Annotated in this window: 21 protein-coding genes, 1 tRNA gene and 1 other RNA gene; 15 read left to right on the top strand and 8 right to left on the bottom strand. The window is 70.2% G+C overall.

Annotated elements, in window-relative coordinates:
• Positions 1-143: 143 nt before the first annotated feature.
• From ribB to V8J36_RS11225, 4 genes are all read left to right on the top strand, one after another.
• Positions 144-1247 carry a 3,4-dihydroxy-2-butanone-4-phosphate synthase gene (ribB, locus tag V8J36_RS11240; RefSeq protein WP_336467369.1) on the top strand — a complete coding sequence of 368 codons (1104 nt, stop codon included), beginning with the start codon at positions 144-146 and terminating at the stop codon, positions 1245-1247.
• Between the two features lie 4 nt (positions 1248-1251).
• A complete protein-coding gene (locus V8J36_RS11235) occupies positions 1252-1764 on the top strand; it encodes a 6,7-dimethyl-8-ribityllumazine synthase (RefSeq protein WP_336467368.1) in 513 nt (170 codons plus the stop codon).
• A 42-nt stretch (positions 1765-1806) separates the two neighbouring features.
• Positions 1807-2298, top strand: a complete 492-nt coding sequence (nusB, locus tag V8J36_RS11230) for a transcription antitermination factor NusB (protein ID WP_336467367.1) — start codon at positions 1807-1809, stop codon at positions 2296-2298.
• 106 nt (positions 2299-2404) lie between these two features.
• Positions 2405-2647, top strand: a complete 243-nt coding sequence (locus V8J36_RS11225; protein WP_336467366.1) for a hypothetical protein — start codon at positions 2405-2407, stop codon at positions 2645-2647.
• A 23-nt stretch (positions 2648-2670) separates the two neighbouring features.
• On the opposite strand, the gene ssrS is transcribed toward V8J36_RS11225, so the two are convergent.
• Positions 2671-2828, bottom strand: a non-coding RNA gene (gene ssrS / locus V8J36_RS11220) — 6S RNA.
• A gap of 655 nt (positions 2829-3483) precedes the next feature.
• Here ssrS and V8J36_RS11215 point away from each other — a divergent pair.
• Entirely contained in the window at positions 3484-3909 is a 426-nt protein-coding gene (locus V8J36_RS11215; RefSeq protein ID WP_336467365.1) for an MmcB family DNA repair protein, read from the top strand.
• A 4-nt stretch (positions 3910-3913) separates the two neighbouring features.
• Here the strand turns inward: V8J36_RS11215 and V8J36_RS11210 are convergent, their stop codons facing one another.
• Positions 3914-4150, bottom strand: coding sequence for a DUF6324 family protein (locus V8J36_RS11210; protein WP_336467364.1), 237 nt, complete (start codon positions 4148-4150; stop codon positions 3914-3916).
• 119 nt (positions 4151-4269) lie between these two features.
• Here V8J36_RS11210 and V8J36_RS11205 point away from each other — a divergent pair.
• Positions 4270-4346 (top strand) — tRNA-His (locus V8J36_RS11205).
• A gap of 86 nt (positions 4347-4432) precedes the next feature.
• On the opposite strand, the gene V8J36_RS11200 is transcribed toward V8J36_RS11205, so the two are convergent.
• Genes V8J36_RS11200 through V8J36_RS11185 form a run of 4 tightly spaced genes read right to left on the bottom strand, consistent with a single transcriptional unit; the run spans position 4433 to position 9166 of the window.
• The gene (locus V8J36_RS11200) at positions 4433-5374 is read right to left on the bottom strand and encodes a LysR substrate-binding domain-containing protein (protein WP_336467363.1); all 942 of its coding nucleotides are present in this window, start codon (positions 5372-5374) and stop codon (positions 4433-4435) included.
• A 26-nt stretch (positions 5375-5400) separates the two neighbouring features.
• Positions 5401-6747 (bottom strand): NAD(P)/FAD-dependent oxidoreductase, encoded by a 1347-nt coding sequence (locus V8J36_RS11195; RefSeq protein ID WP_336467362.1) that lies wholly within the window; start codon positions 6745-6747, stop codon positions 5401-5403.
• 1 nt (position 6748) lies between these two features.
• On the bottom strand, positions 6749-8257 hold the full coding sequence (locus V8J36_RS11190; protein ID WP_336467361.1) for an aldehyde dehydrogenase: 1509 nt from the start codon (positions 8255-8257) through the stop codon (positions 6749-6751).
• 3 nt (positions 8258-8260) lie between these two features.
• On the bottom strand, positions 8261-9166 hold the full coding sequence (locus V8J36_RS11185; RefSeq protein ID WP_336467566.1) for a dihydrodipicolinate synthase family protein: 906 nt from the start codon (positions 9164-9166) through the stop codon (positions 8261-8263).
• A gap of 224 nt (positions 9167-9390) precedes the next feature.
• On the opposite strand from V8J36_RS11185, the gene V8J36_RS11180 reads away from it, so the two are divergent.
• Positions 9391-10500 (top strand): helix-turn-helix transcriptional regulator, encoded by a 1110-nt coding sequence (locus V8J36_RS11180; protein WP_336467360.1) that lies wholly within the window; start codon positions 9391-9393, stop codon positions 10498-10500.
• Positions 10501-10941: 441 nt separating this feature from the next.
• Here the strand turns inward: V8J36_RS11180 and V8J36_RS11175 are convergent, their stop codons facing one another.
• The gene (locus tag V8J36_RS11175; protein ID WP_336467359.1) at positions 10942-11709 is read right to left on the bottom strand and encodes an SDR family oxidoreductase; all 768 of its coding nucleotides are present in this window, start codon (positions 11707-11709) and stop codon (positions 10942-10944) included.
• Positions 11693-12418, bottom strand: coding sequence for a GntR family transcriptional regulator (locus V8J36_RS11170; RefSeq protein ID WP_336467358.1), 726 nt, complete (start codon positions 12416-12418; stop codon positions 11693-11695). Before V8J36_RS11170 ends, V8J36_RS11175 begins: the two co-directional genes overlap by 17 nt.
• 267 nt (positions 12419-12685) lie before the next feature.
• Between V8J36_RS11170 and V8J36_RS11165 the strand changes: the two genes are divergently transcribed.
• The 8 genes from V8J36_RS11165 (at position 12686) to dps (ending at position 17802) form a co-directional block, all read left to right on the top strand.
• Positions 12686-13618 (top strand): 3-keto-5-aminohexanoate cleavage protein, encoded by a 933-nt coding sequence (locus V8J36_RS11165; protein WP_336467357.1) that lies wholly within the window; start codon positions 12686-12688, stop codon positions 13616-13618.
• 112 nt (positions 13619-13730) lie between these two features.
• The gene (locus V8J36_RS11160) at positions 13731-13934 is read left to right on the top strand and encodes a YgaP family membrane protein (protein ID WP_336467356.1); all 204 of its coding nucleotides are present in this window, start codon (positions 13731-13733) and stop codon (positions 13932-13934) included.
• A complete protein-coding gene (locus tag V8J36_RS11155; protein WP_336467355.1) occupies positions 13931-14368 on the top strand; it encodes a YeeE/YedE family protein in 438 nt (145 codons plus the stop codon). The genes V8J36_RS11160 and V8J36_RS11155 overlap by 4 nt, the downstream gene beginning before the upstream one ends.
• A 1-nt stretch (position 14369) precedes the next feature.
• The gene (locus tag V8J36_RS11150; RefSeq protein WP_336467354.1) at positions 14370-14804 is read left to right on the top strand and encodes a DUF6691 family protein; all 435 of its coding nucleotides are present in this window, start codon (positions 14370-14372) and stop codon (positions 14802-14804) included.
• Position 14805: 1 nt separating this feature from the next.
• Positions 14806-15582 carry a sulfite exporter TauE/SafE family protein gene (locus V8J36_RS11145; protein ID WP_336467353.1) on the top strand — a complete coding sequence of 259 codons (777 nt, stop codon included), beginning with the start codon at positions 14806-14808 and terminating at the stop codon, positions 15580-15582.
• 27 nt (positions 15583-15609) lie between these two features.
• Positions 15610-16503, top strand: coding sequence for an MBL fold metallo-hydrolase (locus V8J36_RS11140; RefSeq protein ID WP_336467352.1), 894 nt, complete (start codon positions 15610-15612; stop codon positions 16501-16503).
• A gap of 72 nt (positions 16504-16575) precedes the next feature.
• Positions 16576-17247: a Crp/Fnr family transcriptional regulator gene (locus V8J36_RS11135; protein WP_336467351.1), complete on the top strand. Its 672-nt coding sequence runs from the start codon at positions 16576-16578 to the stop codon at positions 17245-17247.
• 69 nt (positions 17248-17316) lie between these two features.
• The gene (gene dps / locus V8J36_RS11130) at positions 17317-17802 is read left to right on the top strand and encodes a DNA starvation/stationary phase protection protein Dps (protein WP_336467350.1); all 486 of its coding nucleotides are present in this window, start codon (positions 17317-17319) and stop codon (positions 17800-17802) included.
• The last annotated feature ends 309 nt before the right edge of the window (positions 17803-18111 follow it).

The following is an 18111-nucleotide window of genomic DNA, read 5'->3' as shown; positions in this document are numbered from 1 at the left end:
GCGGGCGCGCGCGCCGGGGGCCACCCCGCGCCGCGCGTGGGGGGCGGGCTTGCACAGCCGCCCTGCGCCCCTGCGAAGCCCTGCGAATCTGGCCTTCCGGGCCCGGACGCGCTAAACGGACCACGACTGTCCGGAGCGCTGCCATGACCGATCCCATCCTTCCCGAAGACCATTATCGCGACGCGATCTCCACGACGGAGGAAATCATCGCGGATGCCCGTGCCGGGAAAATGTTCATCCTCGTCGACCACGAGGATCGCGAGAACGAGGGCGATCTGGTGATTCCCGCCGAGATGGCGAATGCCGAGGTGGTGAACTTCATGGCCACCCACGGCCGCGGCCTGATCTGCCTGCCGATGGAAAGCAAGCGCATCGACGCGCTGAACCTGCCGCTGATGGCCTCTAAGAACTCCTCGCGCCACGAAACCGCCTTCACCGTCTCGATCGAGGCGCGCGAAGGGGTCGAGACCGGGATCTCGGCCGCCGACCGGGCGCTGACCATCGCCGTCGCCATCGACGACAAGACCCAGCCTTCCGACATCGCGACCCCGGGCCACATCTTCCCGCTGCGCGCCCGCGACGGCGGCGTGCTGGTCCGCGCCGGCCATACCGAGGCCTCGGTCGACATCGCGCGGCTGGCCGGCAAGAAGCCCGCCGGCGTGATCTGCGAGATCATGAACGACGACGGCACCATGGCGCGGCTGCCCGACCTGGTGAAATTCGCGCAGAAGCACGGGCTGAAGATCGGCACCATCTCGGACCTGATCGCCTATCGCCGCCGCCACGACAACCTCGTGACCGAAACCGCGGTGAAGCCGGTGAAATCGGTGCATGGCGGCGACTGGGTGATGCGCATCTTCACCGACGCCACGCAGGGCGCCGAGCAGATCGTGCTGACCAAGGGCGACCTGTCCTCGCCGGGGCCCGTCGCGGTGCGGGTGCACCAGCTCGACCCGCTCGAGGATGTGCTGGGCATCGGCGAGGGTTCGGACCTTGCCGCGGCGATGCGCACCATCGGCACCATCGGGCGCGGGGTGATCGTGCTCTTGCGCGACACCACCATGCGCCTGTCGGTCGAGGGGCACGCCAGCCCGCATGTCCTGCGCCAGTATGGCCTTGGCGCGCAGATCCTGGCCACGCTGGGCCTGAAGCAGATCACGCTGGTCACCAACAGCGAGCAACCGCGGGTCGTGGGCCTCGAGGGCTACGGGCTCGAGATCGCCGGCACCCATCCGATCACGGAGTAAGACCATGGCCGCGGCCGAACAGCACTACACCCTGCCGCTGCCGGAGTTCGACCGGCCGGTGAAGATCCTCATCGTCGTGGCGCCCTATTACAAGGACATCGCCGACGAGCTGCTGGCCGGCGCGCGCGGCGTGGTCGAGGCGGTGGGCGGCAGCCACGAGACGATCGAGGTCCCGGGCGCGCTCGAGATCCCGACCGCGATCGGGATGGCGGCGCGGATGACCGACTACGACGGCTTCGTGGCGCTGGGCTGCGTGATCCGCGGCGAGACGACGCATTACGACACGGTCTGCAACGACAGCTCGCGCGGGATCACCCTGCTGGGCCTGCAGGGCAGCTGCATCGGCAACGGCATCCTGACCGTGGAAAACCGCGCGCAGGCGGTGGCGCGGGCCGAGGCGGCGGGCCAGAACAAGGGCGGCGGTGCTGCCGCTGCGGCCTTGCATCTGGTCGCGCTTTCCCGCAAATGGGCGCGCCGCACCAAGGGCGTCGGCTTCCTCGCCTCTGCCGAGAGCTGATCCCGCCTGACCCTAGACCGCATGACCTTGACCGAGGCCCCGATGACCGAAGACACCCCGCGCCCGATCAAGCTGACCTCCGAGCAGAAGCGGCAGATGAAGTCTGCCGCCCGCCTTTACGCCGTGCAGGCGCTGTTCCAGATGGAGGTCTCGGGCCAGACCGCCGAGAAGATCACCCGCGAGTTCGAGACGCACCGTTTCGGCGCGACCTATGACGAGGACGAGATGGCCGAGGGCGATCCGGACCTGTTCCGCCGCCTGATCGACGACGCGGTGACCTGGCAGGCGAAGATCGACCAGATGACCGACCGGGCGCTGGTCGCGAAATGGCCGATCGACCGCATCGACCCGACGCTGCGCGCGCTGTTCCGCGCCGCGGGGGCCGAGCTGTTCAACCCTGCGACCCCGCCCAAGGTGGTGATCAACGAGTTCGTCGACGTGGCCCGTGCGTTCTTCCCGGAAGGCAAGGAGCCGAGCTTCGTGAACGCGGTGCTCGACCACATGGCCCGCGAGGCGCGCCCCGACGCGTTCTGAGGGCCGGCCCGCCGGCTGCACCTGATCTAAAGGCCGCGATGCGCAGATGGCGTGTCGCGGCCTTTTCCATGCTAGGCTCGCGCCCTGCGCTGGGAGGAGCCGCCGCATGCCCGCACTCGTCCGTCTCTACATCCGCTCGGCCGTGCTGGGCACACTGCTGGCCGCGGTCTTCACCGCGCTGCTGATCGGCTTCGACGTCGCCGGGCTGAGGCATCTGGTGACCACCGTGCGCGGTGGCTGGATCGCGGTGGGGATGATGATCCTTGCCAATGCCGTGGTCTTCGGCGGCGTGCAGTTCGCCATCGCGCTGGCGCGGATCGGCGAGGGCTCCGGGCCGGATCAGCCCTGAGCGTGAAGGAGTAGGGGAAGGCGGCGGGAACCGCGGCAACCGTGGATGGCGTGATTTCCCGAGAGCCTGGATGTACCAGGTGGGCACCAGATACCATGGCCAGGACCATGGCAGAGCCAGCACCCTCGGAAATGCTTATCGGCCACTGGAAAAAAGCCTCTCACGCGAGGGGCAGTACCCGCCGCCTGACAAGATAGGCGAGGGGGGCGGTGCCCGCAAGGGCAGGCGCGGTGGGAGATGCCTGCTAGGCAGGTAAGGGGCAATGGCTGCATGGCAGGCGGTCGAGGCGCCGCCCGCTGGGCATGCCGGGCGCCGATGGCTCCGAAGCAGGTACGGCAGGTGCCCGGTGACGGCTGCAAGGCTGGCCGGACGGCGACGCCTGCACGGCAGGTAAGGCGGCGATGGCTGCAGGGTAGGCGGGCCGGACGGTGCCCGCAGGGCAGGCGGGGCCGCTATGGCCGCGAGGCAGGTGGCGCCGCGATGATGCCCGCAAGGCAGGCGGAGCGGCGATCACTTTAGGGCAGGCGCGGCGGCGGTGGCTGTAAGGGAGGCGCGGGGGAGTTGGCCGCGGGGCAGGCGGGGCGGGCGACGCCCGCATGGGGGCAGGTCTCGGATGGGAACGAAAGATGCCGGCTGCGCTCACGGGCTGGTGACGGCAGGTGGGCGCCAACCTACTGGACAGGTGTTCGTGGATTGTTCATGTTCGCCCCATGTCGGTCAAGCCGGATCCCCTCTCTGTCGCCCTATCGGACCCTCTGCCGGGGCCCGATCGCTGGGACGAAACGGCGCCGCCGCGTGCCATGCCCGAGCCTGCCGGGGCGGAGACGCATGCCCTGATGCCCGGACAGATGATCGCGCGCGGCGTCTGCCGGCACCTGCTGTCGCTCGGATTCGTCACGGTCGAGGAACTGGTGCCCGCGCCGGGGCTGCGCGTCGACGTGATGGCGCTGGGCCCGAAGGGCGAGATCTGGATCGTCGAATGCAAGTCCTGCCGCACCGACTTCGTGTCGGACCGCAAGTGGCAGGGCTACCTCGACTGGGCCGACCGGTTCTTCTGGGCGGTGGATGCCGATTTCCCGGCGGGGCTGCTGCCCGAGGGCAGCGGCCTGATCCTGGCCGATGCCTACGACGCCGAGATCCTGCGGATGCCGCCGGCCACGCCGCTTGCGCCCGCCCGGCGCAAGGCGGTGACGGCGGGATTCGCGCGCCATGCGGCGGTCCGGCTGCAGGCGTTGCGTGACCCCGGGGCCCGCCTGGGCTGAGCGCTCAGCGCCGGCCCTTGCCGGGCTTGCCCTGCGGCGCACCGGCGGGTTTGGCCGGGGTCATCTGCCGGGCGGCCTCTGCGGCGGCGCGCAGCTCCTCGGCGATCTCCTCGGCTTCCTCGGGATCGAAGTCGAGCGGCAGTTCCAGCCCCTCGGCCTCGACATAGATCCGGACCATGCCGAGTGTCGTCGGCCCGATCTGGAGGTTGGCGGCGATTTCGCTTTCCTTGTCGATGCTCATGGTTCCGTCCTTTCCGAAGGCGCAATCGCCTAGCGCGAAACGGGGCGGTCTAGCAAGCGGCAATCGGGTGCGGATCGGTCTTGCAATGCCCGCGCAATGACTGTAGATCGCCCCGCAGTGCCGCCTTAGCTCAGTTGGTTAGAGCACCAGATTGTGGATCTGGGGGTCTCCCGTTCGAACCGGGAAGGCGGTACCATCGAATTCCGGGGCCGGGGCAGGAATGCCCGGGCCCTTTTTCGTTCGTGCAACGGGGGGCAGTGGCCAAGGCAGCGTGGCCGGGGGTCAGGGGCCGGGGGCCGCGCCCGTGACCAGATGCGCCGCCACCGCCGCCACGGCGGGCCGGTCCGCGGCCGAACGGCGCAGGCTCAGGAAATTGCCGCGCCCCGCGGTGATCGAGGCGGGATGGGCATGCACCAGCCGGCCGTCGGCCAGATGCGCCTCGACCAGGTGCTGCCAGCCCAGCATCACCCCCTCGCCGGCCAGCGCCGCCTCGATCAGCAGCCCGACCTTGTTCGAGGTGACGCCCTCGACCCCGCCGGCGCCGGCCAGCCCGCGGGCGCGGAACCAGTCCGGCCAGCCCAGCGGCTGCCAGCCGATCGCGTCAGAGGCCCAGTGCCGTTCGTGAAGGTGCAGCAGCGGCACGCCCAGCAGGTCGCGGGCCTCGTCGAAGGGGCCGTAGGCCTGCAGGAAGGCGGGGGTGCAGACCGGTTGCGCCACCTCGGGGCAGAGGTAGTGTAGCTGGTCGCCGACCTCGCAGCGCTCGTTGCCGCAGAGGATGGCGATGTCGACCTCGGCATAGCTGCGCAGCCCGTCGTCCTCGTCCGAGGCGAGGATCGTGAAGGTTACGTCGGGATGCTGCTGCCGGAAGGCGGCAAGGCGCGGGCGCAGCCAGTAGCTGGCCATCGCGTCGGTGGCCGAGAGCGTGACCAGCTGCGGCCCGGTCTGGTGCCCGAGCCGCGCCACACCGGCGCCGATCGAATCGAGCCCTTCGGTCACCGCAGCCAGCAGCCCCTCGCCCTCGGGCGTCAGCGACAGCGCATTGTGGCGGCGCTGGAACAGCGCGACCTCCAATGCCTTCTCCAGCAGGCGGATCTGCTGGCTGACCGCGCCCTGCGTCACGTTCAGCTCGCGCGCGGCCAGCGTGAAGCTCAGGTGCTTGGCCGCGACCTCGAAGGTCGCGAAGGCGCCGAGCGAGGGCAGGTGGCGGCGCTTGAACTGGACCATGGGGCGGATCTTTCGACAGGGCCCGCTCACTCTAGCCGCGACTGCCACTCTTTCCAGCGCATGTAGGCATTTGCCCCGATCGTGTCGAAGGGATGCGGGGGTAGGCGGGTCGGGTCCGGCTCGGCCAGGAAGAAGCCGGTGACGGCGCTGCTCCGCCCGCAGGCCAGTTCCGCCGCGCCGATCCCGGTCAGGGTCGAGCGGGTCGAGCCCAGCCCGTTGCAGACCGCGGCGGCGTAAAGGCCGGGCTCCAGCTCGCGCATCACCGACACGCCGTTGCGGCTGAGGCAGAGATGCCCCGACCAGGCGTGTTCGAAGCGGATGCCGCGCAGGGTGGGGAAGCGGGCATCGAACTTCTGGCGCATCCGCGCGACCAGCCGCGCGAGATCGCCCGCGCTGGTCTGCATGCCGGGGCGGTAATAGCCGCCCTGACGGATCACGATCCGGTGGCCACCCTGCGCGGGGCCGATCCGGCGCACGGTGGTGCCCATCGGGTCGGCGGGCGTCGCGCCCCAAGCTTCGGCGCCGCCCAGCGCGGCCACCGCCTCGGGCGGCAGCGCTTCGGTCATGCAGGCGTTCAGCATGATGTGCATCAGCTGCCCGCGGCGGATGCCGAAGCTTTCAAGGTGGCCGTTGGTGGCCAGGATCACCTTCGCCGCCGTCAGCACGCCGCCGGGCGCCACCAGTCGCCAGCCCTGCGCCGTGGGCTCGATCCGGGTCACGGGCGTGTCCTCGAAGATCGAAACGCCAGCGCGCTCCAGCCCCGCGGCCAGCCCCATGACGTAGCCCGCGGGCTGGATCATCGCGGTGCCGGGGGTGAAAAGGCCGCCGCGGTAATAGCGGCTGCCGGTGATCGCCTGCATGGTCGCAGCGTCGTAGATCTCATGGGCTTCGCCCAGATCCGACAGATGCTTGGCATAGCTTTCGTTCTGCGCGAGCCCCGCGTCAGTGGCCGCGGCATTGATCTTGCCCGACCGCTGGAAATAGCCCGCGGGGATCGCGTAGTCGCGCACGGCCTCGGCGGCGAAGTCGATGGCCTGCCGGTTCAGCCGGGTGAGCGCGCGGTCGCGGCTTTCGCCGCCGCCTGCGTAATCGCCCGAGGTCAGCTCGTGCGGCAGGTCGATCATGAAGCCGGAGTTGCGCCCGGTGCCGCCCTCGGCGATCCGGGTCGCGTCGAGGATCGCGATCCTCAGCCCCGGCTCGATCTGCAAGAGCCGCCGCGCGGCCGAAAGGCCGGCGAAGCCTGCGCCCACGATCGCCACATCCGCGCCCGCCGCGCCCGACAGCGCCGGGCAGGCGGGGGCCGCGGGCAGGATCGCCCGCCAGCCTGCGGCACCGGTGAAGACCGGCGCCCGTGCAGCCCGGAACCCGCCCATGTCAGTCCAGCGCCGTGTCGGCGTGGTCCGTCAGGTCCAGCCAGATGGTCTTCAGCTGCGTGTACTGGTCATGGGCGTGGATGCCGTTGTCGCGCCCGCCAAAACCCGACTGTTTATAGCCGCCGAAGGGGGTCGAGATGTCGCCTTCGCCGAAGCTGTTCACGGTGACGGTGCCGGCCCGCAGCATCCGCGCGCCGCGCAGCGCCCGCTTGCCGTTGGCGGTGAAGATCGAGGCGGCAAGTCCATAGGCCGTGTCATTGGCCACCGCGATCGCCTCTTCGAAGCTCGCCACCGGGATCACGGTCAGGATCGGCCCGAAGATCTCGTCCTGCGCCAGCTTCGCCGCGTTCGAGGCGACCTCGACCACCGTCGGCTCGATGAAGCCCGGCGCGGGCGAGGTGCCGCCCATCAGCACCGTCTCGGCCTTGCAGGCCTCGAGATAAGCCGAAACCTTGCCGAAATGCGCCTTGGACACCAGCGCGCCCACCCGCGTCTCGGGGTCGAGCGGATCGCCGGTCACCCATTCGCGGGCATGGGCCTTCACCCGCTCCAGCAGCCGGTCCTTGACCCCGCGCTGCACGATCAGCCGCGAGGCGGCCGAGCAGTTCTGCCCCATGTTCCAGAAGGCGCCGTTCAAGACATGGGCCGCGACCGCGTCCAGATCCTCGGCATCGTTCAGCACGATGCAGGGGTTCTTGCCGCCCAGCTCCAGCACCACCTCCTTGATGTTGCTGTCGGCGGAATAGTGCAGGAATTTCCGCCCCGTCGTGGTCGAGCCGGTGAAGGACACCATGTCGACATCCGGGTGGCGGCCCAAGGGCTCGCCCACCGCGGCGCCGGTGCCGGGCAGCACGTTCAGCACCCCGCGCGGCAGCCCCGCCTCGGACGCAAGCTCGGCCACGCGCAGTGCGGTCAGCGCGGTGTCCTCGGCCGGCTTCACGATGACAGAGCAGCCGGCCGCCAGCGCCGGGCCGATCTTCCAGGCCAGCATCAGCAGCGGGAAGTTCCAGGGCAGCACCAGCCCCACGACGCCCACCGCCTCGCGCACCACCAGCGCGATATGGTCGTCCGAGGCCGGGGCGACCTGATCATAGATCTTGTCGATCAGCTCGGCATGCCAGCGGATGACGTGGATCGTCTCGGGGATGTCCACCGTCTCGCAGTCGTAGATGGTCTTGCCCGAGTCGAGGCTTTCCATCACCGCCAGCTCGCGGGCATTGCGTTCCAGCAGCTTGGCGAAGCGCAGAAGCACCGCCTTGCGCTCGCCCGGGGGCAGGCGCGACCAGCGGCCGTCGTCGAAGGCCTCGCGCGCCTTCGCCACGGCCAGATCGACATCCGCCGCGTCGCAGGCGGCGACCGATCCCAGCACCGTGCCGGTGGCGGGGTTCAGCGTCTGGTAGGTGGCGCCGTTAATTGCGGGGCGATAGCCGCCGTCGATGAAGGCGTTCTGCGGCAGGTCGAGCCCGGCGGCGATGGCGCGGTATTCGTCGGTGGTCAGCAGCTCGGCCATGGCTCAGTTCCCTTCCTTGATCGCCGCCACCGCGGCCTTCAGCACGCGGATCACCTGTTCCAGCTCGCGCTTGTCGTCCTTCGTCAGCCCCTGCAGCGGCGGGCGCATCGGCCCGGTGCTGAGGCCGGTCAGCGCGGTGCCGTGCTTCACGCACTGGATGAACTTGCCGCCCTGTTCCAGCACCCGCATCAGCGGCAGCATCGCCGACATGATCCGGCGTCCGCGCGCGAAATCCCCCTGCCGCACGCAGGTTTCGTAAAGGAAGACATGCTCTTGCGGCAGGAAGTTCGAGCCTGCGCAGATCCAGCTGCGCGCGCCCCAAGCGAAGAATTCCAGCGCCTGGTCGTCCATGCCGCAGGACATCTGGATATGCGGATAGTCGCGGGCCAGCAGGTGCAGCCGGTTGATGTCGCCCGAGCTTTCCTTGATCCCGATCACGTTCTTCGACCGGCCCACGCGGTCGAGGAACTCGCGCCCCATCTCGACGCCCATCCGTCCGGGGTAGTTGTAGAGGATGATCGGCAGGTCCGCGGCGCGGTCGATCGCCAGCGCGTTCAGCGCGTTCTCGCGCTCGGTCGGGACCGAATAGGGCGGCGTGCCCAGCAGCAGCGCATCCGCCCCCATCTCGCGCGCGCCGCTGGCCAGCGCCAGGCTGTCGGGCGTGCGCATGGCGCCGGTGCCGACGATCACCGGCAGCCGGCCCTTGGTGCGCTCGACGGTGAAGCGCGCGAGGTCGAGCCGTTCCTCGACGGTCTGGGCGTAGTTCTCGCCGGTCGAGCCGCCCGAGATCAGGCCGTGGACGCCTGCGCCGATCAGCCGCTCGATCAGCTCGGCAAGGCTGTCCTTGTCGACCGAACCATCGGCGTGAAACGGCGTGATGAGCGGGGTGTAGATGCCTTCGAGCACCATCCGGGGCGGCATGCGGCGGTCTCCCATGCGGAACGATTGGCACGGACTATCGCGCAGCAGGCAGGGCTGCTGCAAAAGAGAAGTTCCAGCGGGTCGGCATTAGAAAAACTATGGGAAGCCGCAGGCCCTGCACCGGGACCGACCCAAGACCACGAAACACTTGTCTCGTCAGTCAATGATGGCCAACGTCGTTAACGGGTCGCCACGCGGAGGGCCGGAGCCGCATGCATTCCAGACTTGTCGCCACCGTCCAGCGGGCCGCGTTGCAGCCTTCCGCCTGGGCCGAGGTGATCGCCGAGATCGAGGCCGCGAGCGGCGACGCCCGCGCCTTCGCCTTTCGGCTGGGGGCGCATGGGCAGCAGCCGGTGGAAACGCTGATCGGCAGCTTCGAGCCGGAGTTCGTCGCCCTTCACCAAGAGATGCTGCACCTGAACCCCTGGGCGCCGACCTTTGCCAGCCTGCCGAACGGCCGGGCGCTGCTGGCGCGCGAGATGGTCGATGAAAGCATCGTCGAGCGGGGCGAGTTCTACCAGGACTGGGTGCGCCCGCAGGGCGACGTGATCGCCGGCAGCGCGATGAAGGTGGCGGGGCGCGGCGGCGTGCAACTGCTGTTGGGCGCCAACATCCGCCGCGATGCGCGCGAGCGCAGCGAGCCGCGGCTGCTGGCCGCGCTGCAGGCACTGGCGCCGCACCTGCAGCACGCGCTGGACGTGAACGAGGCGATGGCCGAGCGGGCCTCGCGCCTGCTGCGGGCCGAGGCGCAGGTCAGCGGCGCAAGCTGGCTGATCGGGCTCGACCTGCAGGGGCGGGTGAGCTGGATGGACCACGACGTCTCGCCGGCGGTGCTGGCGCTGTTCAGCCTCGACTGGCGGGGGGTGCTGCGATTCCGTGATCGGGGGGTGACCGACTGGCTGGCGCTGTGCCTCGCGACGCGGCGGCGGGCGCCGCCGGGTGGCCGGGCGCCCCCGCTGCGGCGTGATCTGGGGCAGGGCGCGCTGCGCTTTCGGCTGCGGCTCGTGCCGGTGGCGCCGGGGGACTTGCCGGGGATCGCCTATCACAGCGGCACCTACGGCGATCCGGGGCTTGCGCTGATCGTCACCCATCTGGCGCCGCGCATGGACCTGCGCGCGGTTCTGGCCCAGCGCTACGGCATGACCGCGGCCGAGGCCGAGGTGTCGGTGCGGCTCGCGCGGGGCGAACGCCCGGCCGAGATCGCCGAGGCGCGGCAGGTCAGCATCCACACGGTGCGCAACCAGCTGAAGATCGCGATGTCGAAGGTCGACGTGCAGCGCGCGGTCGAACTGGTGCGGGTCGTGCTGAAGCTCGATGCCTAAAACCTGATGCCGGTTGCGCGTCGCCGGAGCGTAAAACGCCCCGAGCCTTGTCTGGACCAAGGCTCGGGGCGACACTGGTCAACACCCCGTCGCGGTCATGCACCGGCCCCGGGCCGATGCCATGCTGGCGCGCCCCACGCGCCAACAGTCCTGGTCCCTGGCGCCGACCCCCGGGTGCAGCGCGTCCGGACCTGGCCTGACCGCCCGCGCCACCGCCGCGCTCCCCCGCTGGACCGGGGGCGGACGCGACGCTGCGCCATGAAATCAGGGCTACAAATGCACAGGATCAAATGGTCGTCACACGAAGAACCGGGCGGATGGGATGCAGCTTGGGAGCTGGCCCGGCTCCCCATGCCTAGCCAAGGCCGCGACGGCGCGCATGACCAATTTTAACTATGCCGGGCGCGACCCGGCCGGCGCGGTGGGACGTTCCTGATCCGGTCAGGCCAGCATCCGGGTGTCGCCGCAGACCGACAGGCTCTGCCCCGAGACGAAGCGCCCCGCCGGCGAGGCCAGGTAGAGGATCTGCGAGGCGATGGCCTCGGGCGGGACGTAGTCCTTGATCGAGGTGGCGCGGAAGGCCTCGGCCTCGATCTCGGCGAAGCTGATGCCGCGGGCCTGCGCCTTGGCCTCCAGCACGCGGCGCTGGCGGTCGCCGGCGACGATGCCGGGCAGGATCGCGTTCACCCGGATGTTGTCGGGGCCAAGCTCGATGGCCAGCGACTTGGTCAGCCCGATCACGCCCCATTTCGCCGCCGCATAGGGGGTGCGCAGCGCGAACCCCAGCCGCCCCGCGATTGAGGACAGGTTGGCGACCGAGGCATTGGCGCTGGCGCGCAGATGCGGCACCGCCCGGCCGGTGGCGACGAACTGGCTGGTCAGCACCACGTCCAGCGTGCGCTGCCAGGCCGCAAGGTCGATCTCTTCGATCCGCCCGGTGGGACCGGCGATGCCCGCGTTGTTCACGAGGCAGTCGATGCCGCCCAGATGCGCCGCCGCCGCGTCGATGAAGCCGGTCAGCGCCGCGGCATCGGCCACGTCCACCCGTGCGGCGAAGACCGCGGGGGGCAGGCTGGCCAGCGCCTCGGCGTCGATGTCGCAGGTCGCGATGCGCGCGCCCTCGGCCAGAAACGCCTCGACGATGGCGCGGCCGATCCCCGCCGCGCCCGCCGTCACCACGACCCGCGCGCCCTCAAGTCCCAGATCCATCCTCGGTCTCCTCCCGTTCGAAAAGCCCGTCCCGGGCCAGGATCGTGCGCGCCGCCGCGGCGATGTCCGAGGCGACGGCCGCCGAGGCCGCGGCCCCGTCGCCCGTGCCGAGGGCGGCCACGATCGCGGCGTGGGCGCTGACCGAATGGGCCCCGCGCGCGGTGTCCGCGGGCTCTGCGGCGCTGGCACCCACGTCCAGCGACAGGAAGGGCCCGGCCTTCAGCCAGGCGATCCCGATCAGCTGGCGCAGCATCGGCGCCCGCGCGGCATCATACAGCGCGAAATGCAGCCGCCGGTTCAGCACCAGCGCCTCGGCCGCGCTGCCCTTGGCCAGGGCCGCCGCGAAAGCCTCGTGCAATGCCTCGATTGCCGTGCGCTCGGGCCCGGTGACCCGGATCGCGGCCTGTCGCGCGGCCTCGCCTTCCAGCAGGATGCGCGTCCGCGTCAGTTCGAGAAACCCGGCCTCGGTATAGCGCGGCACCGCCACGGCGCGGTTGCGGTGCACGACCAGCGCGCCCTGCGCGACCAGCCGCCCCACCGCCTCGCGCACCGGCATCGTCGAGACGCCCAGCGTCTCGGCCAGTTCGCGGATCGAACTGCGCCCGTCGGGCCGCAAGGTGCCGTCCAGCAGCATCGCCGAAATGGCGGCATAGACCTGCTCGGTCAGCGAGGGGGCCGGTTCGAGAGGGCGGATCTGACGGTCGGTCATTTGGCCTGAGTGTTGACAGCGTGAGGCTCTGCCCGACAGTATGATCTGAGATCACACTGAAGCGCAACCCGGCCGGGAACCCCGTCTGCGGGAGAGGGCCGCGCGCTTCGGGCGACAGTCTGGGCGACGTCTCGGGGAGGGGATGGCCATGCAGCGACTGATTTCGCGCGCCGTCGCGGTCCCGTGGCGGCGCCCGCGCCCGCGCAGCCTCGCCTGACATCGCCCTTCGCCGGGCGCGTTCCCTCTTCCAAGCCAAGGACCAAGACCATGAGCCTCAAGGGCAAAGTCATCATCACCTGCGCCGTCACCGGCTCGATCCACACGCCGTCGATGTCGCCGCACCTGCCGGTGACCGCGGCCGAGATCGTCGAGGCGGCGGTCGGCGCCGCCGAGGCCGGGGCCGCGATGGTCCACCTGCATGCCCGCAACGAGAGTGACGGCCGGCCCGACCAGTCGGTCGAGGCGTTCAAGCCGATTCTCGAGGTGATCAAGCAGCGCAGCGGCGCGGTGCTGAACATCACCACCGGCGGCGCGCCGACCATGTCGGTGGCCGAGCGCATCCGCCCCGCCGCCCATTACGCGCCCGAGGTCGCCTCGTTGAACATGGGCACGATGAACTTCGGCCTGTTCCCGATGCTCGACCGCTACGATTCGCAGTTGAAGCACCAGTGGGAGCGCGACCACCTCGGCAACAAGGACATCGTCTTCCGCAACACCTTCGGCGACGTCGAGCATGTGATGACCACGCTGGGCGCGAATGGCACCCGCTTCGAATTCGAGTGCTACGACACCTCGCATCTCTACAACCTGAAGTACTTCTTCGACCGCGGGCTGGTGACGGGGCCGCTGTTCATCCAGACGGTCTTCGGGTTGATGGGCGGCATCGGCGCGCATCCCGACGACGTGCTGCACATGAAGCGCACCGCCGACCGCCTGTTCGGCGACAACTACCGCTGGTCGGTGCTGGGCGCGGGGCGCAACCAGTTGAATGTCGCGGCGATGTCCGCGGCGATGGGCGGGCATGTCCGCGTCGGGCTCGAGGACAATCTCTGGGCCGGGCGGGGCCAGCTGGCCGAGAGCAATGCCCAGCAGGTGCGTGCCGCGCGGCAGGTGATCGAGGGACTGGGCCTCGAGGTCGCGACCCCGGACGAGGCGCGCGAGCTGCTGGCGCTGAAGGGGGGCGACCGGGTCAACTTCTGACGCTGCGGCAGGGGCGCGCAGAGGCTGCGACTCTGTGACCGGGGTCACTGACGGCATTTTCCGGAACTGACATACTGGACGGGTAGATCATGCTCGTTCAGGAGATGGTGTCATGACCAGCAATGTCGGCGGTCTCGACCGCGCGCTTCGCATCCTTCTCGGCCTCGCGGTCCTCGCCGCGACGCTGGCCGGCGTCCTGCCGGCCGGGGTGCCGCACCTGCTTGGCTGGATCGTCGGCCTGGTGCTGCTGGCGACCGGCATCCTGCGCTTCTGCCCGGCCTATCGGCTGCTGGGCCTTCGGACCTGCCGCACATGAACCCGGTGACCGAGTTCACGCCGCTGGCCTCGATAGCGGGCGGGGCGCTGATCGGGCTGGCGGCGGTGCTGCTGATGGCGCTGCACGGGCGCATCCTCGGCGCGACCGGGATCCTGTCGGGGCTGATGCGCGGCGGCGATGCGCGCGACTGGCAACTGCGCGCGGCGCTGGTGGCGGGCATGGTGCTGGCGCCGGTGGCGATCCTTGCGCTGACCGGCTGGTCGCCCGCGATCACCATCCCGGTCTCGCGCCCCGCGATCGTCGTCGGCGGGCTGATCGTCGGCGTGGGCGTCAGCTACGGCGGCGGCTGCACCTCGGGGCACGGGGTCTGCGGCAATGCGCGCTTCTCGCGCCGTTCGATCGTGGCGACGGCCAGCTTCATGGCCACGGCCTTCGTCACCGTCTTCGTCATCCGTCACCTGATCGGGGCCTGACATGCGCCTGCTCTCTGCCCTTCTCATCGGCCTGATCTTCGGCGCCGGCATCGCCGTCTCGGGGATGATCGACCCGGCCAAGGTGCTGAACTTCTTCGATATCGCCGGGACCTGGGATCCGAGCCTGGCCTTCGTCATGGCCGGGGCGCTGGCGGTGGCCATCCCGGGCTATCGGCTGGTGCTGGCAGCCCGCGCGCCGCGGTTCGCGCCCGGCTTCCAGCTGCCCGACACCAAGCGCATCGACCCGGCCCTGATCGGCGGCTCGGCGCTGTTCGGCGTCGGCTGGGGGATCGCGGGCTTCTGCCCGGGGGCCGCGCTGCCGGCGCTGGGGCTGGGGCTGCCCGATGTCGTGCTGTTCGTCGCGGCGCTGATGGCGGGGCTTCTGGCCGCGCGCGGCCTCAAGCGGCTTGGTCCGCCGAAACCGGCGCGGGGCTGAGATGCTGGACAGCGCACAGATCGTTCTCGGCGCCCTCTGCGGGGGGGCGGTCGGCCTCGCGCTCGGGCTGGTCGGTGGCGGCGGCTCGATCCTTGCGGTGCCGCTGATGGTCCATGTCGTCGGCGTGGCCGAGCCGCATGTGGCGATCGGCACCTCGGCGCTGGCGGTGGCGGTGAATGCCGCGACGAGCCTCGGCCACCATGCCCGGGCCCACACGGTGAAATGGCGCTGCGGGGCGATCTATGCCGGGGCAGGGATCCTTGGCGCCACGGCCGGTTCGACGCTGGGCAAGGCGATCGACGGGCAGAAGCTGCTGGCGCTGTTTGCGGTGATCATGGTGGTGATCGGGGCGCTGATGCTGCGCAACCGCCGCGACGCAGGCATTGCCGGTGCCCAGTGCAGCCGCGAGAACGCGGGGCAGGTGGTGGGCTACGGGCTGGCCACCGGCACCGTCTCGGGCTTCTTCGGGATCGGCGGCGGCTTCCTGATCGTGCCGGGGCTCGTCGCCTCGACCCACATGCCGATGATCAACGCCGTCGGCACCAGCCTTGTCGCGGTGACCGCCTTCGGGCTGACCACCGCGCTGAACTACGCGGCCTCGGGCCTTGTCGACTGGGCGCTGGCCGGCGTCTTCATCGCCGGCGGGCTCGGCGGCGGGCTTGCGGGCGCGGCCGTGGCGCGGCGCCTGTCGGACCGCGGCAGCCTTTCGACCGTCTTCGCCTTCCTGATCTTCGCCGTCGCCGCCTACATGCTGTGGCATGCGGCGGCGGCCCTCTGACCCTCTCGAACGAACCAAGGACCTCCCATGCTGACCAAGACGAGCCCCTCCCGCGGTGCCGGATCGCCCGAGGTGATCGGCTTCCACGACAAGGCCACCGGCTCTTGCCAGTACCTCGTCATCGACCCCGCAACGCGCGAGGCCGCGTTGATCGACGTGGTGCTGGACTTCGACCCGGTCGCGGCCCGCACCCGCACCGTGGCCGCCGAATACGCGCTTAAGCTGGCCGAGGAGCAGGGGGTGAAGATCACCCTGATCCTCGACACCCATCCCCATGCCGACCACCTGAGCGCCGGCCACTGGCTGTCGCAGAAGACCGGCGCGCCACATTGGATCGGCGAGAAATGCACCGAGATCGCCGGGATCTGGACCGGGATCTATCACCTGCCCGAGGGCACGCTGGACCCCGCGCGCGACCACGACCGGCTGCTGGCGGATGGCGAGACCTTCCGCCTCGGCACGCTCACCGGCCGGGTGATGCTGAGCCCGGGGCACACGCTGGGCTCGATCACCTATGTCATCGGCGACGCGGCCTTCGTGCATGACACGCTGATGCAGCCCGATGCCGGCACCTCGCGCTGCGACTTCCCCGGCGGCTCGGCCGCGATGCTGTGGGACTCGCTGCAGGCGATCTTTGCGCTGCCCGGGGACACGCGGCTGTTCATCGGCCACGACTACGGCACCAAGACCCGCGAGGAACCGGCCTGGGAAAGCACCGTGGCCGAGCAGAAGGCCACCAACATCCAGCTTGCCGGCCGCACGCGTGAGGAGTGGATCGCCGTGCGCGAGGCGCGCGACGCGACGCTGGCCCTGCCGCGTCAGATGCTTCACGCGCTGCAGGTGAACCTGCGCGGCGGACGTCTGCCCGAACCCGAGGCCGACGGGCAGAGCTACTTCAAGATCCCTGCCAACCACTTCTGACCGCCCGCGCGGCGCGATTGTCCGCCCTCCGCCGGGTCCCTATGCTGGGGCCCGTGGCTGAGGGGGGCGGGCATGGCCGGCACGGCGACCGAGGACTGGACACTGGCCTTCGCGGGCCTCGCGCGGATGGCGCCCGCGGCGCGGGCGGAATTGCGCGCCCGCGCGGCGATCGCTGAACTGCCAGAGGGCACGCGGCTGTTTGGGCCGGGGCAGGCGCCCTCGGCGATGCTGCTTCTGCTGTCGGGCGCGGTCCGGGTGCAGCAGACGGCCGAGAACGGGCGCGAGATCCTGCTCTACCGCGTTCAGGCCGGCGAAAGCTGCGTTCTGACCACCGCCTGCCTGCTGGCCTACGAGGATTACACCGCCGAGGGTCTGGCCGAGACCGCGATCCGCGCGGCGCTGCTGTCGCGGGCGGATTTCGAGGATCTGATCGTCACCTCGCCCGAGTTCCGCCGCTTCGTCTTCGCGGCCTATTCGCACCGGATCACCGACCTGTTCACCGTGATCGAAGAGATCGCCTTCCGCCGCATGGACCTGCGGCTGGCCTCGCTGCTGACGCATCGCGCGGACGCGGGCGGCGAGATCCGCGCCACCCATCAGGCGCTGGCGGCCGAGCTTGGCACCGCACGCGAGGTCGTCTCGCGCACCCTGCAGGATTTCGCCCGCCGCGGCTGGATCGACCAGTCACGCGGCGCGGTGCTCTTGCGCGACCCGGCGGCGCTGGCGGAATTTGCGGCGGGTTGAGGCCGCGCACGGAACGCCTTCGGCTTCTGCTCGTTGTGTCGCCGAGACATCAACAACAGGAGACCTTCCATGCGGGAACGTTTCGCCAGCGGCGTCAGCGACAATGCCGCCAAGACCTCGATCAAGGCCCTGAACGAGAACCTGATCCTCGTGACCGATCTTTCGCTGATCGTGAAGCAGGCGCACTGGACGCTGCGCGGCACGAACTTCATCGGAGTGCACGAGCTTCTGGACGGGGCCGTTGCGCATCTGCGCGACATCCTCGACGAGATCGCGGAACGCTCGGTGATCCTTGGCGGCACGCCGGACGGCACCTCCCAGTCGATCGTCAAGGAGACCAAGCTGAAGGCCTATCCAACCGACCTCGTCGAGGTGGCGGATCACGTCAGGGAACTGTCGGCGCGCTACAAGGTCGTGTCGCAGTCGCTGCGCAAGGCCATCGAGACGACCGAAGAGGCGGGCGACGCCGACACCGCGGATCTCTTCACCGGCGCGAGCCGCACGGTGGACAAGGACGCGTGGTTCATCGGCTCGAACGTGGCTGAGGCTGCCTGAGCTTTCTCCGTCCGCTTTGAGGACGCCTTCGGCGCCGGGCCCTGCGGTCCGGCGTCGTTGTGTCTGACGGTGCGAAGGTATGCGCCCCGCCTGAGACCGGCGCCGCGGAATTGACCCCGCCGGGTCACTTCGAGACATCGCTCATCCTGCCGCAGCCCTCGGGCACCATTGGTGCCCCCGGCCCTCGCTTTGGGCACCCGCCGCGGTGTTCGCTTCGCCGACGTGGACGGCAGGGCGATCAAGGACGGTTGCTCCATCGGTTCGCGCGCGGCCGCGGCAACCTGATCTCTTTACGCCCTGTCTGACTCT

It is taken from the genome of Frigidibacter sp. MR17.14 (assembly GCF_037095735.1).
Lineage (GTDB): Bacteria > Pseudomonadota > Alphaproteobacteria > Rhodobacterales > Rhodobacteraceae > Frigidibacter.
Note: the sequence above shows the minus strand (reverse complement) of the source record. Positions and strands in the feature narration are given on the sequence as shown.